Here is a 19,928-nt window from a genome sequence, read left to right as displayed (position 1 = left end):
AATAAGTTCGGTGAAGAAAAGTCAAGCATAGCAGGCAGCCGCCCGCAGGCGGCTGTGAGAAAAAGGGACTATTTTCGGGTGGCATTCACATCGATATTATTTTTGACGTAAACATCGCGGTAACGGTCACACCACATGGCCGTCGCGCCGCATACAGCAACCGGCAGGATCACCAGATTCAGCACCGGGATCATCGTAAACAGACTGACCAGAGAACCAAATTGCATGTTGTCGATTTTATTGCTGCCAAGTGAGCGACGCATATCGGCAAAACTGACTTTGTGATTATCGAACGGATAATCGCAATACTGAATCACGACCATCCACGCGCTGAAAAAGAACCACAGTACGGGCGCGATAGTCTGGCCTATCACCGGAATGAAATACAGCGCGAACAGCAGCAGGGCGCGTGGCAGGTAATACGCCAGTTTCTGCCACTCACGTTTCATGATGCGCGGGAGATCTTTCATGATGTCCCAGATGCCCGTATCAGGCAGCGGTTTGCCGGTAAGACGCGCTTCGAGCTGTTCGGCGAGTAATCCGCTGAAGGGGGCGGCTATCCAGTTGGCAAGGGTGCTGAAGAAATAGCTGAACACCAGTACCACGGAAAGCACCGCCACTGGCCAGATCAGATAATCCAGCCAGCTGAGCCACGACGGCACCTTGCTCATCATTGCCGGGATCCATTCACCCAGTTGGGTGAACAGCCACCAGAATGCACCGCCCATCAGCAGCACGTTGACAGCCAGGGGTAAAATCACAAAACGTCGTATCCCGGGTAAGGAAATGAGCGTCCAGCCCTGTGTGAAATAATGTACGCCGTTTTCTTGTCTGGCGCTTTGCGATGAGCTCATAAACGAAATTTTCTCTCTGAGTTGAATGACATGGGCTATCATATCGGTATGATTTTCCACTGGCTAGCGGTGGATTGGCTGAAAAAACAGCAAAAAAAGGTGCAACTGCCCTATTTATTAGCAGAAAGTAGAGTCGAGACTTGCACTTATCTACGTGGGCAAATAGAGTTAATCATGTGAATGTTTGCCGTGGTGGCAATGTATTAGAACAACAGAGATAGCAATGATGCAGGATTTGCGTCTGATATTAATCGTTGTTGGTGCGATCGCCATAATAGCGTTGTTGTTACACGGTTTGTGGACCAGCCGTAAAGAACGCTCTTCGCTTTTCCGCGATCGTCCAGCTAAACGTGTGAAAAAAGAACGGGAACAATCTCCGTCCGAAGATTTTGTCGATGGAGTGGGGGAAGTGCGCGTGCGTCCTGCTTATCCTCAGGATGAACCGACTTTTGGTCAGTATGATGAGCCTGAACAGACTGCACCGCCACGTCAGCCGCAGGTTTCTCCTGCGCAGCCAGCGCCAGCACCTGTTGCTCGTCCTCAACAACCGGCTCAGCCACAGCAATATGCTGCGCAGGATGATCCGTTGCTGAGTGGTTATTCAGCCTCTGAATCCGCCACTGCACCGCGTCGCGAACCTGTCGCTGATTTTGCACCTCAGGACTCCGCACCTGAAGCCAGAACGCATGCGCCGGTTGCGCCGCAAGATATCCATGCTGACGCGGCGCCTGCTGCGAAAGCAGAACCTCAGGCTGCGCCTTTTGCCCCGGCAGAAGAAGCCCCGGCTGAGAAAGCGAAACTGAAAGAAACGGTCCTGGTACTGCATGTTGCTGCCCATCAGGGCGGTGTCATCGGTGGTGAAGTGTTGCTTAACAGCGTGCTTCAGGCCGGTTTCCAGTTTGGTGCGATGAATATTTTCCATCGCCATGTCAGCCCTGCCGGGAGCGGTCCGGTGTTGTTCAGTCTGGCCAATATGGTTAAACCGGGTTCTTTTGACCCGGACAATATGTCTGACTTCTCTACGCCGGGTGTGACGTTGTTTATGATGGTGCCTTGCTACGGTGATGCGCATCAGAACTTCAAACTGCTGCTGCAGTCTGCCCAACGTATTGCCGATGATGTCGGTGCGATGGTGCTTGACGATGAGCGTCGTATGATTACGCCGCAGAAGCTCGAAACGTACAAAGCGCGGATCCGCGAGGTCCTCGAGGCGATCGCCTGAGTCAGGCTTTCGTGAAATACCCATTCCCCTGACCCCCGCTTGCCGGGGGTTTTTTATCTCCACGGTGAGTCATGGCCACTATCGAAGAACAGATCAATCAGTTACGCACTCAGTTACGCCATCACGAATATCAATATCACGTTCTGGATGCCCCGGAAGTGCCTGACGCCGAATATGACCGCTTAATGCGCGAGTTACGTGAGCTGGAAACCGCGCATCCTGAACTGGTCACCGCAGATTCACCGACGCAGCGCGTGGGCGCGGCACCGCTTTCCGCATTTGAACAGGTCAGGCATCAGATACCGATGTTGTCGCTGGACAACGTATTTGATGAAGAAAGCTATCTGGCATTTTATAAACGTGTTCAGGATCGTCTGAAGACGTCAGAACCGCTGACTTTCTGCTGCGAGCTGAAACTTGACGGGCTGGCAGTGAGCCTGTTGTATGAAAATGGCGAACTGGTGCAGGCCGCCACACGTGGCGATGGCACGACCGGTGAGAATATTACGGCCAACGTGCGCACAATACGTGCCATCCCCCTGCGCCTGCATGGCGACAATATTCCTGCACGTTTTGAGGTGCGGGGTGAAGTATTTATGCCACAGCCGGGCTTTGAGGCGATGAACGCTGAAGCACGCCGTACCGGGGGCAAAGTATTTGCTAACCCGCGTAATGCTGCTGCAGGTTCATTACGTCAGCTTGATCCGCGTATCACCGCCAGACGTCCGCTGACTTTCTTCTGCTACGGCGTGGGTCTGCTGGAAGGGGGGGAGCTGCCGCGTAGTCATCTTGCCCGCCTGCAACAATTCAAGGCCTGGGGTTTACCGGTCAGCGATCGTGTGCGTCTTTGCACCGGCAGTGATGAAGTGCTGGCGTTTTACCGTCAGGTTGAAGCGGAACGTCCATTGCTGGGGTTTGATATTGACGGCGTGGTCGTGAAAATTGATTCGCTGGATATTCAGGAAGCACTGGGTTTTGTGGCGCGGGCACCGCGTTGGGCGACAGCGTTTAAATTCCCGGCGCAGGAACAGATTACGCGGGTGAAAGATGTCGAGTTCCAGGTCGGGCGCACCGGTGCGATCACGCCGGTCGCACGTCTTGATCCCGTGCTGGTTGCGGGTGTGATGGTCAGCAACGCAACGCTGCATAATGCTGATGAAATCGAACGTCTGGGCCTGCGTATCGGCGATACCGTGATTGTCCGCCGTGCCGGTGACGTTATCCCACAGGTCGTGGGCGTGGTGCTGGATGAACGTCCGCAAGATGCCCGTGAAGTGGTTTTCCCGACGCATTGTCCGGTCTGTCACTCCGATGTCGAACGTGTCGAAGGTGAAGCGGTAGCGCGTTGTACGGCGGGTCTGATTTGTGGTGCACAGCGTAAAGAAGCGCTGAAACATTTTGTCTCCCGCCGGGCGCTGGATGTTGATGGCATGGGCGACAAAATCATCGATCAACTGGTCGAGAAAGAATATGTCAAAACGCCGGCGGATCTGTTCCGGCTGACGGCGGGTAAACTTACCGGTCTGGATCGCATGGGACCTAAATCGGCACAGAACGTGGTTACTGCGCTGGAAAAAGCCAAAGAAACCACGCTGGCCAGATTCCTGTATGCGCTGGGCATTCGTGAAGTGGGCGAAGCCACAGCCGCTAACCTTGCCGCGCATTACGGCTCGGTTGAGGCGCTTAAAGCGGCAGATATTGAGTCGCTGAAAAGCGTGCAGGATGTCGGCGATGTGGTGGCTAAACATGTGGTCAATTTCCTGTCGGAAGAACATAACCAGCAGGTGATTGATGAGCTGTTAAGCCCTGAAATCAATATTCACTGGCCGGAAGTGCAGGTCATTGTGCCGGAGGAAATTGACAGTCCGTTTGCCGGTAAAACCGTGGTGTTGACCGGTTCGCTTTCGATCCTTTCACGCGATGAAGCCAAAGATCGTCTGACCGCGCTGGGGGCAAAAGTCTCCGGCAGCGTGTCGAAGAAAACTGATCTGGTGATTGCCGGTGAAGCGGCAGGATCCAAGCTGGCGAAAGCACAGGAACTGGGTATTGAGGTGATCGACGAGGCGGAAATGATCCGTCTGCTGGGTGAGTAAAGCATGGAAAAAGAAGATCTGATCCAGATAGCCAATACGGTCATGCCGTTCGGTAAGTATGCCGGACGCGTGCTGATCGACCTGCCGGAAGAATATTTACTGTGGTTCGCCCGTAAAGACGAATTCCCTCAGGGGAAACTGGGTGAACTGATGCAACTGACGCTGGCGATCAAAAGTGAAGGATTGCAAAGCCTGATCAATCCGCTGCGTCGTCATGGTCCGGGGCTGGGTGGCACCGACGAGTAACGGTCCGTCTACCCGATGTAGAAGGCGCTGATGTCAGCGCCTTTTTTCTTTTTGCTCTCTGTCTGTCCTTCAGCGACGACTATTCCGTTGCCTGTGCCTGTTGCAGTGACACTGCTTGTTGTTTTTTCTGATAACGTTTTGCCAGCACCGCACAGGTCATCAGCTGTACCTGATGGAAAATCATCAGCGGCAGCACCATCATGCCAATGGCACTGACCGGAAACAGAATATTTGCCATCGGAATACCGTTCGCCAGACTTTTCTTCGAGCCGCAGAATACGATAGTGATTTCATCGGGTTTACTGAAGCCCATCCAGCGCGCCATGTAGGTGTTAATGACCAGAATAAAGGCCAGCAGTACCAGACTGAACAACAGGATAAACAACAGTGAGCCGACACCGACCTGATGCCAGATCCCCTGAGTCACGGCTTCACTGAAAGCGGAATACACCACCAGCAAAATCGATGTCTGGTCGGTTTTGCCAATCATTTTACGGTGGCGTTCGACAAAGCCGCCAATCAGCGGACGCAGCAAGTGTCCGGCGACAAACGGCACCAGCAGTTGCAGCACAATATGCCAGACCTGTGCTAAACCATTCCCCGTTTCCCCCTGTACATGCATCAGCAGGCTGACCAGCAACGGTGAAACAAATATCCCCAGCAGGCTTGATGCGGAAGCACTGCACACCGCTGCCGCCACGTTGCCGCCCGCCAGTGAGGTAAACGCAATCGCCGACTGCACGGTGGCAGGCAAAATACACAGATACACAAAGCCGCTGTAAATTTGCGGGCTGACATCCACCGGATGCCACCACTGAAAAAGCAGCCCGAGGATCGGGAATAAAATGAAAGTGCTGAACATCACCCATAAATGTAAACGCCAGTTATTGCTGCCCTGAAAAATAGCTTCGCGTGAGAGTTTTGCGCCATGCATGAAAAACAACAGACCAATGGCGAAAATGGTCAGGTTATTGAAGAAAGCGACAAATATGCCGCTGGCCGGGAAGAATGTCGCCAGCAGAACAGTGGCGATAAGTGTCAGGGTGAAGCGATCAGGTAAGAAGCGCATAGCAGGTCTCGGAAAGGTTGTCTCTGAATGCGGCTATTTTGTGCTTTTCCGATATAATTAAAAAATTGATTTATTTAATCCATTAATGCAGAAAATTCATGAATTATTCACTCAGACAACTTCGCGTGTTCGTGGCGGTTTCACGCTATGGCAGTTTTAGCCGGGCAGGGGAAGCGATAGGGTTAAGCCAGTCGGCTGTCAGCCACAGTATGAAAGAACTGGAAGCTGAAATGGGGGTACGCTTGCTGGACCGTACAACGCGCGAAGTCGTGCTCACCGACGCCGGTCTGCGCCTGGCGAATCGTGTCGAGCCGTTGCTCGACGAACTCCACGCCATGCTGCTTGATACCCGCAGCTTTGGCACACAGCACAATGGCCGGGTGCGCATTGCTTCAAGCCAGACGATTTCGGCGCAACTGATGCCACAATGTATCTCCAGCGGCGAGCGACAGTATCCTGAGATCAGTATCCTGCTGCGTGACCAGGCGCAGCAACTGGTGCTTCACAGCGTCAGAAATGCGGAAGTGGATTTCGGCATTGTGATTGATCCGGGTGAAAGCACCGACCTCGACTGCGAGCCTATTTTGCACGAGCCGTTTTTACTGATGTGTCGCGAGGATCACCCGCTGGCGGCGCTGGCGGAAATTGAATGGCAGGCGCTGAACGGCCAAAAACTGGTGCTGCAGGATTACGCATCAGGAAGCCGGATCCTGATTGACGGCGCACTGAAAGCGCAGAAAGTGGATACCATGATCGCCCAGGAAATCGGCCATCCGGCCACTTTATTCCCGATGGTTGAAGCCGGGATTGGCATCAGTGTGATCCCGGCGCTGGCTTTACCCATGCCGCAAGGGAGTCGTCTGGTGGTGAAAAATCTGGTGCCGGAAATTAACCGGGTACTGATGTTGGTCAAACGTAAAAACCGGTCGTTATCACCCGCTGCGCAGGCTATCTGGCAGGTGGTGAAAGAGCAGGCGAACTTATTGCGGGAAAAACGCAGCCAGCAGGGAATGTACGGACTCTGATACCTTGCCGGCTGTTTCAGGCTTTAACTGCGGTTACACGTAAATATCGACAGCATTGGTTTCTGAGGGCTTATTCACGCCTTCGTCTTTCTTCATTTCGGCGGCGGCTTGTTGTTGCTGCTGTTGCTGAAGCGCTTTCTGAGCCTGCTGTTGTTGAATCTGAGCGATTTGCTGTTGCAGCAGTTCGATTTGCTGCTGCAGGAGTTCTTGCTTTTGCTTAACTGTGTCAGCATCTTCGCCTGAACCGCCCAGACTTTTGAGCTGTTCAGTCAGTTTGGTAATCTGCTTAGTCAGTTTTGCAATCTGGCTGGCACTGCCTGAGTCACTGGTGGACGCGGAGCCCACCGGACTGCCAGTCGCGCTGATAGTTGTCATAAAAAGCCTCACTTAGTAAGAATCAAATTTTGCACGTAAGCGTGCGTAACAGATATCGGCAGTAATCAGAGAGGCTTTACCGGCTTTTCATATTCCTTACAGTATTTGTGGTTTTTATTCGATTCACGCTTTCACGCTGAGCTTCGGCCACCGGCTCAGCCAGCCTTTGCTGCGGACCCGTTCGGCAAAAACGGCGGGGATCGCATGGCGCGGGTTTGGCGTAATACTGAAAGCAAACAAAGCCTCCAGTCCCAGCGGTGCATTCAGCTCGATTTGCCCGTCAGTATTCATTCTTGCGCCGATAGCGGTTTCCACTTCCACCCAGTAGCTCATTGCCTCAGCGCTGGAGGCATAAGGCGTGTGACCGTGGCGCTCATGCATGCGGGCCTGATTTTTCACTGACCAGGGGAGATCGGGCGAATTCGATTTCAGATGTTGTTCATAGCGTTTGTCAGTCTGTGCCGAACAATCCTGAGGATTGAAATATACCAGGTCGATATCATTAAGCGGTGTGGCCTGTATATAGCCGTGCAGCCGGTCCCAGACCAGATTCCGGACAAATCCCGCCGCCAGCCACCCGTCGTTAAGACCCAGTGCATGTGCCTGCGTCAGCGCCTGCAAGTGAAGTGGTTCCTCTCTGAGCCAGGTAACGATTCTCTGTTCCAGGGTCGCCATGCGATGTTCTCCTTTTTGCACATCTTCGTTCTGAGAAGCCAAAGTGTAGCGCCATTTGGTGACACTTTTTCAACGCACCATTTCGGAGATGCGGTTGACTGCAGCGCGCTAAAATGTGGCAAATCTCCCCGGAATACGGCTCCGGACCGCATTTGCTCAGGGCTTCTTAAGTGGTACAGCCTTTGCAACATCAACCTTTGTAACACCAGAAATGGGCAAGGCTGTCACATTTTCTCTTCTTACAGAATTGATTTACCACCGGGCAGGGGATCATTTATGCAAACCACGAAAGTCGCACCCGTTTTAAAACGTACACTGGGGAGCTTTAAACTCTGGGGCATCGCTGTCGGACTGGTAATCTCCGGCGAATATTTTGGCTGGAGTTATGGCTGGGCGCAGGCAGGCACGCTGGGCTTTCTTATCACCGCACTGGTGATAGCGGCCATGTATTGTGCCTTTATTTTCAGTTTTACTGAACTCACCACATCGATTCCGCACGCCGGCGGGCCTTTCGCTTACGCTTACCGTGCGTTCGGGCCCACCGGTGGATTTGTGGCGGGTTTTGCCACGCTGGTGGAATTTGTCTTTGCACCGCCCGCTATCGCGATGGCGATCGGCGCGTATCTCAATGTGCAGTTTCCGGCCATTGAGCCGAAATGGGTGGCTGTAGGCGCGTATCTGGTGTTTATGGTGCTCAATATTCTTGGTGTCAGTATTGCCGCCACCTTTGAACTGCTGGTCACGTTACTGGCGATTTTCGAATTGCTGGTCTTTATGGGCGTGGTGGCACCCGGTTTTGAAATGTCGAACTTTGTTCACGGCGGATGGGCGGGCAGCGACACTTTCAGCCCGGCGGCGTTTTCCGGCATCTTTGCAGCCATACCTTTTGCCATCTGGTTTTTCCTGGCCATAGAAGGTGCATCAATGGCCGCAGAGGAGGCAAAAGATCCGCAGCGTACCATTCCGAAAGCCTTTATCGGCGGTATTCTGACCCTGACCGTTCTGGCGCTCGGCGTGATGTTGTTTGCCGGTGGTGTGGGCGACTGGACCAAGCTGTCGAACATTAACGACCCCTTACCACAGGCCATGAAACTGATTGTCGGCAGCAACAGCGGCTGGCTACATATGCTGGTCTGGCTGGGGCTGTTTGGCCTGATAGCCTCTTTCCATGGCATTATCATGGGATATTCCCGGCAGATCTTTGCGCTGGCCCGGGCGGGTTATTTGCCTAAACGACTGGCCAGCGTCAATGCCCGTTTCCAGACACCGCATCTCGGTATCATCGCCGGGGGCGTTGTGGGCATTGCGGCCATTTTCTCAGATTCACTGATCGTCATCGGCGGCCAGCCGCTGACGGCCAATATCGTGACGATGTCGGTATTTGGTGCCATTGTGATGTACATCATTTCTATGGCCGCGCTGTTTAAGCTGCGTCGCAGCGAACCGAATTTAATCCGCCCGTTCCGTGCGCCGCTCTATCCTTTTGCACCGGCGCTGGCGCTGGTACTGGCTGTTGTCTGTCTGATCGCTATGATTTACTACAACACCTTACTGTTTCTGATTTTCGCCGCCATGATGTTGCTGGCGTATGCCTGGTTCCGCATCACCCATCAGGCGCGAACGGATGCTGCAGAAGATCCGCAATTACGTGGCCTGCGCCCGGTGCCCGCTAAAAGCAGCAAATAATCCGGTGCGCTAAGGAGTGTTATGTTTCAGACGACATTAAGTCACCGACGCTATCAGTTTAAGGATTTACGCGAACTGATGGCAAAGGCGTCGCCCGCACGGTCAGGTGATTATCTGGCTGAAGTGGCTGCCGCCAGCGCCGAAGAGCGGATGGCGGCGAAAATGGCACTGGCCGATGTGCCGCTCAAAACCTTTCTGCAACAATTACTGGTGCCGTATGAGGATGATGAGGTCACGCGGCTGATTGTCGATACTCATGATGTCGCGGCGTTTGCCGCGATCTCGCATCTCACCGTCGGAGATTTCCGCGACTGGCTGCTCAGTGAGAAAACGGACAGTACGGTGCTGGCTGCGGTTGCCCGCGGGATTACGCCGGAAATGGCGGCGGCTGTCAGCAAGCTGATGCGTAATCAGGATCTGATCCTGGTGGCTAAAAAATGCAGAGTGATCACTCAATTTCGCAACACTATCGGATTGCCTGGTCACATGAGCGTGCGCCTGCAACCGAATCATCCGACCGATAACTTACAGGGCATTGCCGCCAGTATGCTTGACGGCTTGCTCTATGGTTCCGGCGATGCGGTAATCGGCATCAATCCCGCCAGCGACAGTTTACCGTTGCTGGAAAATCTCAATTACATGCTTGATGACATCATCACGCGCTTTGACATCCCTACGCAGTCCTGTGTTCTGACCCATGTTACCAACACCATCAAACTGGTGGAGCGCGGCGCGCCGGTGGATCTGGTGTTTCAGTCAATTGCAGGCACTGAAGCGGCGAACAGCGGGTTTGGTATCAATCTGGCATTGCTGGCGGAAGCGCAACAGGCGGCACTCAGCCTCAGGCGTGGGACGCTCGGCGACAATGTGATGTATTTCGAAACCGGGCAGGGGAGTTGTTTATCCGCTAATGCACACTTCGGGATAGATCAGCAAACCTGTGAAGCGCGGGCATACGCGATTGCACGGCATTTTTCACCGCTGCTGATCAATACCGTGGTGGGGTTTATCGGGCCGGAATATCTGTATGACGGCAAGCAAATCATCCGTGCAGGACTGGAAGACCATTTCTGCGGCAAACTGCTGGGCGTACCGCTGGGTTGCGATGTCTGTTACACCAACCATGCCGAAGCCGATCAGGATGATATGGATACTTTACTGACGCTGCTTGGCACCGCCGGACTGACATTCCTGATTGGCGTACCGGGCGCGGATGACATCATGCTCAATTATCAGAGCACTTCTTTCCATGATGCGTTATATATCCGCGAATTACTCGGGCTGAAACATGCGCCGGAATTTGCCGTGTGGCTGGAGAAAATGAAAATTATTGATCCGCAGGGCGCCTTACAGGATACCCGTGCGTCCCATCCGTTACTGCGTCAGTTACCGCAACTGAGCTGAGGTTGGCGTTGATGAACAATCAAAAAGGGCAGGGCTTATCGTCCGTGGTACATAATAACCCCTGGGAAACGCTGCGTCAGTTTACGGCCGCACGTATCGCGCTGGGACGGGCAGGGTCGAGTTTGCCCACAGAAGAGCTGCTACGGTTTGGTTTAGCGCATGCGCAGGCGCGTGATGCCGTACATCAGCCCTTTGACAGCCAGAAGCTTGAACCCGAACTTTATGCGCTGGGGCTGGAAACACTGACCGTTGCCAGCGCGGCTCCGGACAGGGCGACCTATCTTTGTCGTCCTGATCTCGGGCGCAAATTGTCAGAAACCAGCCGTCAGGCATTGCAGCAGCTGGCACCGGAGCCGGCAGACGTGATACTGGTCATTGCTGATGGTCTGTCATCGAAAGCCGTGCACCGCCAGGCCGTACCCTTGATTGCGGCGTTATTGCCGTATCTGCGTACGCTGGAGCTGAAAATCGGGCCGGTGGTACTTGCGCATCAGTCGCGGGTGGCACTGGGCGATGATATTGCGCAGGTGATGAAAGCGAAGGCTGTGGCGATTTTGATAGGAGAACGCCCGGGATTATCCTCTCCCGACAGTTTAGGTATTTACATGACCTGGGGGCCGCATACCAAAAGGCTGGAATCGGAAAGAAATTGTATTTCCAATGTGCGGCCGGAAGGGCTCAATTATCCTCAGGCCGCTTTTAAACTCGCCTGGCTGCTTGAGCAGTCCTTCCATCGCCAGCTGTCGGGCGTGAATTTGAAAGATGAAAGCGATAACCCGGCGCTGCACAACAAAGTCGTGCCGATGTTTAAATTAAAATAGGGGGAAAGAGGGGGAGAGAGGCTCGAACCAGCAGCTGGTTCGCCTCCATCACGGTTAAAGTTCCGGAGTACAGATGCGAAAAAAGCGCCTAAAGGCGCTTTTCTCTGAATTGGTGGGCCGTGCTGGATTGATTCGGCCTCCGGCCTTACCCTTCGGGCAACGCTGTCGCGTTGTCGTCTCGCTGCGCTCGGCTCGAACCAGCAGCTGGTTCGCCTCCATCACGGTTAAAGTTCCGGAGTACAGATGCGAAAAAAGCGCCTGAAGGCGCTTTTCTCTGAATTGGTGGGCCGTGCTGGATTCGAACCAGCGACCAATTGATTAAAAGTCAACTGCTCTACCAACTGAGCTAACGGCCCGCAGAAGTGGTGGGCGATGACGGGCTCGAACCGCCGACCCCCTCCGTGTAAAGGAGATGCTCTACCAACTGAGCTAATCGCCCACTTCTGGGTACTTCCCTCGGTAAGAAGAAATGTGCTGAGAAATGGTGGGCGATGACGGGCTCGAACCGCCGACCCCCTCCGTGTAAAGGAGATGCTCTACCAACTGAGCTAATCGCCCATTTCTCAATTCTTCCTACTTATCACAACGCGGCACTCTTAAAGAGTGGTGGGCGATGACGGGCTCGAACCGCCGACCCCCTCCGTGTAAAGGAGATGCTCTACCAACTGAGCTAATCGCCCCCGTCGTGATGGAGTCGCATTATAGGGATACTTGAAATTACGTCAATGCTTTTTAAAAACAAAAATGTTCGTTCGGCTTATTTTTAGTCAACCTGACGGGTTTCTCGCCCCCGTAGTCGATTCTTTACGCATTCATGGCCTTAAACCACGCGACTGCCTCTGGTTGTGCGTTGAGGAATCAGGGCAGAGTGGTAGAATGTCTGCCACTTTTTGTTAATTGATAGCGACGTTTTTTTGGCGTTGCGTGATTAAGGTTGCACCCGGATGAAAATCAAAACCCGTTTTGCCCCAAGCCCGACCGGCTATCTGCACGTCGGTGGCGCCCGTACCGCGCTCTATTCCTGGCTCTTTGCCCGCAACCTTGGCGGTGAATTTGTGCTGCGTATCGAAGACACCGATCTCGAACGCTCCACCCAGGCTGCTATTGACGCGATTATGGATGGCATGAACTGGCTGAATCTGGACTGGGATGAAGGCCCGTATTTCCAGACCAAACGTTTTGACCGTTATAACGCGGTGATTGATGAGATGCTGGAAAACGGCACGGCTTATAAATGCTATTGTTCTAAAGAACGTCTGGAAGCGTTGCGTGAGGAACAAATGGCGAATAACGAGAAGCCTCGTTATGACGGCCATTGTCGCGACAGCCATGAACATCACGCGGCCGATGAGCCGTGTGTCGTGCGTTTTCGTAACCCGCAGGAAGGTTCGGTTATTTTTGACGACCAGATCCGCGGTCCGATCGAATTTAGCAATGACGAGCTTGATGATCTGATCATCCGCCGTACCGATGGTTCCCCGACCTATAACTTCTGCGTTGTCGTTGATGACTGGGATATGGAAATTAGCCATGTTATCCGTGGTGAAGATCACATCAACAATACTCCGCGCCAGATCAACATCCTGAAAGCGCTGGGCGCACCGGTACCGGTTTATGCGCACGTTTCAATGATTCTGGGCGATGACGGTAAAAAACTGTCTAAACGCCACGGCGCGGTAGGCGTGATGCAATACCGTGATGACGGTTATCTGCCCGAAGCCCTGCTGAACTATCTGGTGCGTCTGGGCTGGTCTCATGGCGATCAGGAAATTTTCAGCCGTGATGAAATGAAGGCCCTGTTTTCACTGGAAAACGTCAGCAAATCAGCCAGTGCGTTCAACACTGAAAAACTGCAATGGCTGAACCACCACTATATTAATACGATGGATCCGCATTATGTGGCGACCCATCTGTTGTGGCATGTGGAGCAGGCAGGTATCGAAACCCGTAACGGCCCGCAACTGTTCGAAATCGTCACCCTGCTGGGTGAGCGCTGCAAGACCCTGAAAGAAATGGCCGTGTCCTGCCGTTACTTCTATGAAGATTTTGCAGAGTTTGATGCGGATGCGGCGAAGAAACATTTACGTCCGGTTGCGCGCCAGCCGCTGGAAGTGGTGCGCGCCAAACTGGCTGCAATCACTGACTGGACTGCTGAGAACATTCACCACGCGATTCAGGGCACAGCGGATGAGCTGGAAGTGGGGATGGGTAAAGTAGGGATGCCACTGCGCGTTGCGGTAACCGGCGCAGGTCAGTCACCGGGTGTTGACGTCACCGTTCATGCTATCGGTCAGCGCCGTGTGCTGGCGCGTATCGATATGGCATTAGCCTTCATTGCTGAGCGTGAAACACAAGCGCAGTAATGACCGCTCAGTAGCTTGTTAAAAACAGTCGTAAAAAAGCCAGCACGGGAAACCGGCTGGCTTTTGTATTTCCGTAAAACGTAAGCGTGAAAACGGCTTAATTAACGTTGTTCAGTCGCCGGTGTTTCAACGGTCGGACGGTAGGCCAGGAAATACATCAGACCAACGAAGCCTGCACCCCCTACAGCGTTACCGAGGAAGACGGCCACGAAGTTAGGCAGATATTCTGACCAGCTCAGAGCACCGGCAAAGATTGCTGCAGGCACGATGAACATATTTGCCACCACGTGCTGGAAGCCGATGGCCACGAACGCCATAACCGGGAACCACATACCGATCACTTTGCCGCCCACTTCTTTACTGGCGAAGGCCAGCCAGATTGCCAGACACACCAGCCAGTTACAGCCGATACCAGAAATGAACGCGTGCATGAAGTCTGCATTGACCTTCGCAGTGGCGGTTGCCACGGTTTTGCTCAGGAAAGCCCCTTCCGTCAGCCCCAGAACGTGACCGAAGAAATAGGCCACGGCCAGACTGCCCAGCAGGTTAGCGACAGTCACCCAGAACCAGTTGCGCAAAACAGCGTAAAGGCTGATCTGACGCGCGAACCAGGCGATAGGTAAGGTCATCATATTACCGGTCAGCAGTTCTCCCCCTGCTAATACAGTCAGAATGATGCCTACCGGAAACACAGCAGCGCCCAGCAAGTTACTGAATGAACCCCAGGAAGCAGGTAATGTCCCTATTACATGCAGATCCAACAGGAAACCGGTGGCGATAAAGGCGCCAGCCAGGAAGCCCAAAATTAACAAATTCAACACGGTGGCGCGGCTTTTATTAACGCCCGCTGTGACGGCGATGGAAGCGATTTCTTTAGGTGAATACAAGGACATGGGAGTGCTCGAATGGTTTAAGTTATGATTATTGCGCGAGCAGTCTATTCTGAGATTTATCTCAAAACAAGACGATTTTCATAGTCTGCTAACATTCTATTAATTATTCGGACATAGATGTTAAGGAAATGCGTAAGCAGATCAGAAAGCTAGGAATCGTGCGGGCTGGCGGGTGTTTTGTAAAACAAAGTGTCTGTCTGAAAATTTCCCTGAAGAAAGGTGTTTTTTGCCGGAGGGATGAGGGATTTGACGGCTTTTTCAGCGCTTGAATTCAGAAACGGATTTAGCCGTTGACAGGGGTAGCGACGTTTCATATTATGCGCCCCGTTCACCCGTTTTTACGGGCATGAATTGGGGGTATAGCTCAGCTGGGAGAGCGCTTGCATGGCATGCAAGAGGTCAGCGGTTCGATCCCGCTTATCTCCACCAACTTCCTTTCCAGAGCAAGTTGGCTGTTTCCTTCCCAGGGAAACAAAAAGTAAACAGATACAACCTCGTGTGGGGGTATAGCTCAGCTGGGAGAGCGCTTGCATGGCATGCAAGAGGTCAGCGGTTCGATCCCGCTTATCTCCACCAAATATTAAAGAAACCTGCTTCGGCAGGTTTTTTGCTTTCCGGGGTTTGTGATTTTCCTTCCGGTTTTCCTGCCTGAATTGCAGACATAAAAAAAACCCGCCGAAGCGGGTTTCTTGTCGTTCTGTATTGGCTTACTACGCCAGTACCAGACCTGCGATAGAAGCAGACAACACGCTGACCAGCGTTGAGCCGTACAGCAGTTTCAGACCGAAGCGTGAAACCACGTTGCCCTGATGTTCGTTCAGACCTTTAATAGCACCTGCAACGATACCGATCGAGGAAAAGTTCGCGAATGACACCAGGAACACGGACAGGATGCCCACGCCGCGAGGTGACAGCTCAGTCGCGACTTTCTGCAGATCCAACATCGCAACGAATTCATTGGAAACCAGTTTGGTTGCCATGATGCTGCCGACTTGCAAGGCTTCGTGGCTTGGCACACCCATCATCCATGCGAACGGATAGAAGACATAACCCAGCACGCCCTGGAAGGTGATACCGAATACCACGTCAAACAATGCATTCAGGCAGGAGATCAGTGCGATGAAACCAATCAGCATGGCTGCAACGATGATAGCCACTTTGAAACCCGCCAGGATATATTCACCCAGCATTTCAAAGAAGCTCTGGCCCTGATGCGTATTACCGATTTGCAGGTCTTCTTCTGAATCAACTTTATAAGGGTTGATCAACGACAGTACGATGAAAGTACTGAACATGTTGAGCACCAGCGCAGCAACAACAAAGCGCGGTTCGAGCATGGTCATATACGCACCCACAATCGACATAGAAACCGTCGACATAGCTGTGGCTGCCATGGTGTACATACGTTTTTCAGACATTTTGCTCAGAATATCTTTATACGCGATAAAGTTTTCTGACTGACCCAAAATCAGGGAACTGATGGCGTTGAAAGATTCCAGTTTTCCCATGCCATTAATTTTCGACAGAACCGTACCGATAATACGGATGACGAAAGGCAGTACACGAATGTGTTGTAAAATACCGATGAGTGCAGAAATGAACACGATCGGACACAAAACTTTCAAGAAGAAGAACGCTAATCCTTTATCGCTCATGCCTCCAAATACGAAGCCGGTCCCTTCCGCAGCGAATCCTAATAATTTCTCAAACAAGTCTGAGAAGCCTTTCACAAAACCTAAACCAACAGAAGAATTCAGGAAGAAGTAGGCTAATAAGACTTCGATGACCAGCAGCTGAACAATGAAACGTAAACGGATATTTTTCCGGTCACGGCTCACCAGTAAAGCGAGTGCAGCGACAACGGCCAACGCTAATACAAAGTGCAATATTCGGGACATGGGTGCTCCAAATTAGAGGCAGGCTATATTTCGACGGACATTTTATGTAACGCGTACATTTAAAACGTGAAGTCGATTGCAAATATAGAAATTACAGACACGAATTGCAACAAATCACGGCTCATCACACAAAAAATCAAGATGTTAATAAAACTAAGCACAATTAGCATTCCTGTGCTAGTTTTATCATGTGCCGTAATGCATTCTGAATCTGGCCCGTTAATGTCTGTTTTAGGAAAGTACGATGCGTCTGGCTTTCTGAAATCGGGTGAGCGAATCACCTCTCAGTTATTACCTTCCCGCTTACAGCTGCTGCCTATCAGAGCAATCACTCAGATCATTCTAAATGCACTTGATAATCATTATCAATTAGATATGATTGATGTAAGCGTAATAATTGTAAGGGTTAACTAACTATGCTGAACAGCCGGGCCGAATCCACAGGCCGCGCGTCCAGAAAGATGAAGCTTTCACTGATGGGGCCGGCTTTTATTGCCGCCATCGGTTATATCGATCCGGGCAACTTTGCGACTAATATTCAGGCCGGAGCCTCTTACGGTTATCAGTTGCTGTGGGTGGTGGTATGGGCCAACATCATGGCGATGTTGATCCAGTTGTTGTCTGCCAAACTCGGTATCGCCACCGGCAAAAACCTGGCCGAACATATCCGCGATCGTTTCCCGCGTCCGGCTGTCTGGGCTTACTGGGTGCAGGCGGAAATTATCGCGATGGCTACCGATCTTGCCGAATTTATTGGTGCCGCCATTGGCTTTAAACTGCTTCTCGGGGTATCGCTGTTACAAGGCGCGGTGCTCACCGGGATTGCGACCTTTATTATCCTCGGGCTGCAAAAACGCGGGCAAAAGCCGCTGGAACTGGTGATCGCCGGTTTGCTGCTTTTTGTCGCGGCGGCGTATATCGTTGAGTTATTCTTTTCGCAACCGAGCATGGTGGCGCTGGGCAAAGGCATGTTGATCCCTGCACTGCCAACCGCCGATTCAGTCTATCTGGCTGCCGGTGTACTCGGTGCGACCATCATGCCGCATGTCATCTATCTGCACTCCTCGCTGACTCAGCGGGGCGGTAAAGCCTCTAAAGCGCAGCGTTATTCAGCCACCAAGCTGGATGTCGGCATTGCCATGACTATTGCCGGTTTCGTGAATCTGGCGATGATGGCGACAGCCGCAGCGGCATTTCATTTCAGCGGACACAGTGGGATCAGCGAGCTGGATGAAGCCTATCTGACGCTGCAACCGTTGCTGGGTCACGCTGCTGCGACTACCTTTGGTCTGAGTCTGGTGGCTGCCGGTTTATCTTCAACAGTGGTCGGTACGCTGGCCGGGCAGGTGGTGATGCAGGGGTTCGTGAAATTCTACATTCCGCTGTGGGTTCGCCGTACGGTGACCATGATGCCGTCTTTTATTGTGATCCTGATGGGATTAGATGCCACACGCATTCTGGTGATGAGCCAGGTCTTGCTGAGCTTCGGGATTGCGCTGGCATTGCTGCCGTTGCTGGCTTTTACCGGTAACCGCAGCCTGATGGGTGATATGGTGAATACGAAAACCGTCCAGTGGGCGGGCCGGGTCATCGTGCTGATCGTCGTCAGCCTTAACCTCTATCTGCTGATCGGTATGTCGAAATAACGCCTGCGCAGCGACAGGCAAACAAAAACGGGACAGTTTGCGCTGTCCCGTTTTTGTTTGTTTTATTCAGTTGATTAATGGCGGTGGTCGCCATGCCCGCCGCCCCGGTGATCATCATGGCCGTGCCCCCGGTCATGTCCCCGACCCCGATCCGGCCCGCGGCCGTGATCATAATGCGCACGCCCGTGGTCGCTGTAATAATAACGCGGCGGTGGCATCGGACGACGTGGCGGATGGCGTTCGTTCCACCAGCCATGATCGCGCCAGCGATAACCATCCCAGTAATAGCCGCGCGGGCTGCGTGCACCATAGTGGTGGCCCCGATAGCCGTTCCACCAGCTTGGGTTACGCCAGTCATAGCCGTCCCAGTAATAACCCCGCCTGTCGCGGTCACCGATATTGATAGAAAGGCCCGGCGTATTCAGGCTGAAACTGCTGGCCTGTACGGTGGGTACCGCCGCAGGGAGCAGGGCAAAGAACAAAGTCGCAAAAAGTACCGGTTTTAACATGTGTGGCCCCAGATTCCTTATAATTTATGCTGACAGTTATAAGGGGAAGCGGACACCGGTTCTATTGCTTACAATCCTGTTTTGAATGATTTACGCGCCTTAACGGTTTGCTTACGAAGCCTCCATAAAGGCGCGTTTTTTATACTGAAGAGTAACCGTTTACACTAAAATCCCTTCAATAGCCGCCAGTTCTTCTGCGCTGAAATGGCGATGTGAGACCATGCCCACGGCGTCGTCGATCTGGCTGGTTTTACTGGCGCCAATCAGGACAGACGTCACGCGGTCGCCCCGCAGAACCCAGGCCAGCGCCATCTGCGACAGCTTCTGACCACGTGCCTGGGCAATCTCATTCAGCTTACGCACTTTCGCCAGTTTCTCTTCTGTCAGTTGATCCGCAGTCAGGAACTTGCTGTCACTGGCCGCACGGGAATCTTCAGGAATACCTGCCAGGTAACGGTCCGTCAGCACGCCGCCCGCCAGTGGCGAGAAGGCGATGGAACCCACGCCGTTATCCGCCAGCGTATCCAGCAAATCCGCCTCCACCCAGCGTTCGAACATCGAATATTTCGGCTGATGGATCAGGCATGGCGTGCCAAGTTGCTGCAAAATCTCAAACGCTTTTTTCGCGCGTTCTGCCGGATAGTTCGACAAGCCGACGTAAAGCGCTTTGCCCTGACGTACGATTAAATCCAGCGCCGCCATCGTTTCTTCCAGCGGCGTATCAGGATCAGGACGGTGATGATAGAAAATATCCACATACTCCAGACCCATGCGTTTCAGGCTCTGATTCAGGCTGGCGACCAGATATTTTTTTGAGCCCCAGTCTCCATACGGGCCGTCCCACATGGTGTAACCGGCTTTGGAGGAGATAATCAGCTCATCGCGGTAGGGTAATAAATCTTCCTGCAGGATGCGGCCGAAATGTTGTTCCGCAGAACCCGGAGGCGGGCCGTAGTTATTAGCCAGATCGAAATGGGTAATCCCATGGTCAAAAGCATGGCGGATGAGTTTGCGGCCATTTTCAAAATGCGCGTTATCGCCGAAGTTATGCCACAGGCCAAGAGAAACGGCAGGTAATTTCAGACCGCTCCGGCCGCAGCGACGGTATTCCATATTCTCGTAACGGGTTGGACTGGCTTGATACACCAT

Annotated in this window: 17 protein-coding genes, 6 tRNA genes and 1 other RNA gene; 11 read left to right on the top strand and 13 right to left on the bottom strand. The window is 52.8% G+C overall.

The annotated features are described in order from the left end of the window. Positions 1-68: 68 nt before the first annotated feature. Complete coding sequence (gene cysZ / locus ACOZIO_RS07910; protein ID WP_129952200.1) at positions 69-854, bottom strand: sulfate transporter CysZ; 786 nt, start codon at positions 852-854, stop codon at positions 69-71. 223 nt (positions 855-1,077) lie between these two features. Between cysZ and zipA the strand changes: the two genes are divergently transcribed. The 3 genes from zipA (at position 1,078) to ACOZIO_RS07895 (ending at position 4,415) form a co-directional block, all read left to right on the top strand. Further along, positions 1,078-2,076 carry a cell division protein ZipA gene (gene zipA, locus ACOZIO_RS07905; protein ID WP_217138984.1) on the top strand — a complete coding sequence of 333 codons (999 nt, stop codon included), beginning with the start codon at positions 1,078-1,080 and terminating at the stop codon, positions 2,074-2,076. Between the two features lie 71 nt (positions 2,077-2,147). Next, positions 2,148-4,169 (top strand): NAD-dependent DNA ligase LigA, encoded by a 2,022-nt coding sequence (gene ligA, locus ACOZIO_RS07900; RefSeq protein ID WP_421595164.1) that lies wholly within the window; start codon positions 2,148-2,150, stop codon positions 4,167-4,169. A 3-nt stretch (positions 4,170-4,172) separates the two neighbouring features. Continuing rightward, positions 4,173-4,415: a DUF3820 family protein gene (locus ACOZIO_RS07895; protein ID WP_129952203.1), complete on the top strand. Its 243-nt coding sequence runs from the start codon at positions 4,173-4,175 to the stop codon at positions 4,413-4,415. A 79-nt stretch (positions 4,416-4,494) separates the two neighbouring features. Here the strand turns inward: ACOZIO_RS07895 and ACOZIO_RS07890 are convergent, their stop codons facing one another. Further along, positions 4,495-5,484, bottom strand: a complete 990-nt coding sequence (locus tag ACOZIO_RS07890) for a bile acid:sodium symporter family protein (RefSeq protein ID WP_421595163.1) — start codon at positions 5,482-5,484, stop codon at positions 4,495-4,497. A 98-nt stretch (positions 5,485-5,582) separates the two neighbouring features. Between ACOZIO_RS07890 and ACOZIO_RS07885 the strand changes: the two genes are divergently transcribed. Beyond that, positions 5,583-6,509, top strand: a complete 927-nt coding sequence (locus ACOZIO_RS07885; protein WP_421595162.1) for a LysR substrate-binding domain-containing protein — start codon at positions 5,583-5,585, stop codon at positions 6,507-6,509. 33 nt (positions 6,510-6,542) lie between these two features. On the opposite strand, the gene ACOZIO_RS07880 is transcribed toward ACOZIO_RS07885, so the two are convergent. Both ACOZIO_RS07880 and ACOZIO_RS07875 read right to left on the bottom strand, forming a co-directional pair. Then, positions 6,543-6,884, bottom strand: a complete 342-nt coding sequence (locus ACOZIO_RS07880) for a FlxA-like family protein (protein WP_217220023.1) — start codon at positions 6,882-6,884, stop codon at positions 6,543-6,545. A 123-nt stretch (positions 6,885-7,007) separates the two neighbouring features. Further along, complete coding sequence (locus ACOZIO_RS07875) at positions 7,008-7,559, bottom strand: nucleotidyltransferase family protein (RefSeq protein WP_421595161.1); 552 nt, start codon at positions 7,557-7,559, stop codon at positions 7,008-7,010. Between the two features lie 276 nt (positions 7,560-7,835). Between ACOZIO_RS07875 and eat the strand changes: the two genes are divergently transcribed. From eat to eutC, 3 genes are read left to right on the top strand one after another with little or no spacing between them, the layout of a single operon-like run. After that, positions 7,836-9,245 (top strand): ethanolamine permease, encoded by a 1,410-nt coding sequence (eat, locus tag ACOZIO_RS07870; RefSeq protein WP_129952208.1) that lies wholly within the window; start codon positions 7,836-7,838, stop codon positions 9,243-9,245. 21 nt (positions 9,246-9,266) lie between these two features. Beyond that, positions 9,267-10,649, top strand: a complete 1,383-nt coding sequence (locus ACOZIO_RS07865; RefSeq protein ID WP_217138986.1) for an ethanolamine ammonia-lyase subunit EutB — start codon at positions 9,267-9,269, stop codon at positions 10,647-10,649. 11 nt (positions 10,650-10,660) lie between these two features. Then, positions 10,661-11,470, top strand: coding sequence for an ethanolamine ammonia-lyase subunit EutC (gene eutC / locus ACOZIO_RS07860; RefSeq protein ID WP_217158568.1), 810 nt, complete (start codon positions 10,661-10,663; stop codon positions 11,468-11,470). A 110-nt stretch (positions 11,471-11,580) separates the two neighbouring features. Here eutC and ACOZIO_RS07855 read toward each other — a convergent pair. The 5 genes from ACOZIO_RS07855 to ACOZIO_RS07835 all read right to left on the bottom strand — a co-directional run bounded on the left by ACOZIO_RS07855 (position 11,581) and on the right by ACOZIO_RS07835 (position 12,150). Continuing rightward, positions 11,581-11,706: non-coding RNA, RtT sRNA (locus ACOZIO_RS07855), on the bottom strand. Between the two features lie 44 nt (positions 11,707-11,750). After that, positions 11,751-11,826 (bottom strand) — tRNA-Lys (locus tag ACOZIO_RS07850). Positions 11,827-11,833: 7 nt separating this feature from the next. Beyond that, positions 11,834-11,909 (bottom strand) — tRNA-Val (locus tag ACOZIO_RS07845). 43 nt (positions 11,910-11,952) lie between these two features. Next, positions 11,953-12,028: transfer RNA gene (locus ACOZIO_RS07840), tRNA-Val, on the bottom strand. 46 nt (positions 12,029-12,074) lie between these two features. Further along, positions 12,075-12,150, bottom strand: a tRNA-Val gene (locus ACOZIO_RS07835). Between the two features lie 264 nt (positions 12,151-12,414). Between ACOZIO_RS07835 and gltX the strand changes: the two genes are divergently transcribed. Next, on the top strand, positions 12,415-13,833 hold the full coding sequence (gene gltX / locus ACOZIO_RS07830) for a glutamate--tRNA ligase (RefSeq protein WP_129991708.1): 1,419 nt from the start codon (positions 12,415-12,417) through the stop codon (positions 13,831-13,833). Positions 13,834-13,934: 101 nt separating this feature from the next. Here gltX and ACOZIO_RS07825 read toward each other — a convergent pair whose 3' ends face one another. Beyond that, positions 13,935-14,726 (bottom strand): formate/nitrite transporter family protein, encoded by a 792-nt coding sequence (locus ACOZIO_RS07825; protein WP_013574448.1) that lies wholly within the window; start codon positions 14,724-14,726, stop codon positions 13,935-13,937. A gap of 353 nt (positions 14,727-15,079) precedes the next feature. Here ACOZIO_RS07825 and ACOZIO_RS07820 point away from each other — a divergent pair. Together ACOZIO_RS07820 and ACOZIO_RS07815 are read left to right on the top strand one after the other, a co-directional pair. After that, positions 15,080-15,155: transfer RNA gene (locus ACOZIO_RS07820), tRNA-Ala, on the top strand. A gap of 71 nt (positions 15,156-15,226) precedes the next feature. Then, positions 15,227-15,302, top strand: a tRNA-Ala gene (locus ACOZIO_RS07815). 134 nt (positions 15,303-15,436) lie between these two features. Here the strand turns inward: ACOZIO_RS07815 and ACOZIO_RS07810 are convergent. Next, positions 15,437-16,624 (bottom strand): NupC/NupG family nucleoside CNT transporter, encoded by a 1,188-nt coding sequence (locus ACOZIO_RS07810; RefSeq protein WP_013574449.1) that lies wholly within the window; start codon positions 16,622-16,624, stop codon positions 15,437-15,439. Positions 16,625-17,040: 416 nt separating this feature from the next. On the opposite strand from ACOZIO_RS07810, the gene ACOZIO_RS07805 reads away from it, so the two are divergent. After that, positions 17,041-18,270 carry an Nramp family divalent metal transporter gene (locus ACOZIO_RS07805; protein ID WP_129952212.1) on the top strand — a complete coding sequence of 410 codons (1,230 nt, stop codon included), beginning with the start codon at positions 17,041-17,043 and terminating at the stop codon, positions 18,268-18,270. A gap of 74 nt (positions 18,271-18,344) precedes the next feature. Here the strand turns inward: ACOZIO_RS07805 and ACOZIO_RS07800 are convergent, their stop codons facing one another. Then, positions 18,345-18,779, bottom strand: a complete 435-nt coding sequence (locus ACOZIO_RS07800; protein ID WP_037038488.1) for a DUF2502 domain-containing protein — start codon at positions 18,777-18,779, stop codon at positions 18,345-18,347. 159 nt (positions 18,780-18,938) lie between these two features. Continuing rightward, complete coding sequence (gene mgrA, locus ACOZIO_RS07795) at positions 18,939-19,928, bottom strand: L-glyceraldehyde 3-phosphate reductase (RefSeq protein ID WP_129952213.1); 990 nt, start codon at positions 19,926-19,928, stop codon at positions 18,939-18,941.

The organism is Rahnella sp. PD4, from assembly GCF_049199325.1.
GTDB classification, from domain to species: domain Bacteria; phylum Pseudomonadota; class Gammaproteobacteria; order Enterobacterales; family Enterobacteriaceae; genus Rahnella; species Rahnella perminowiae.
Note: the sequence above shows the minus strand (reverse complement) of the source record. Positions and strands in the feature narration are given on the sequence as shown.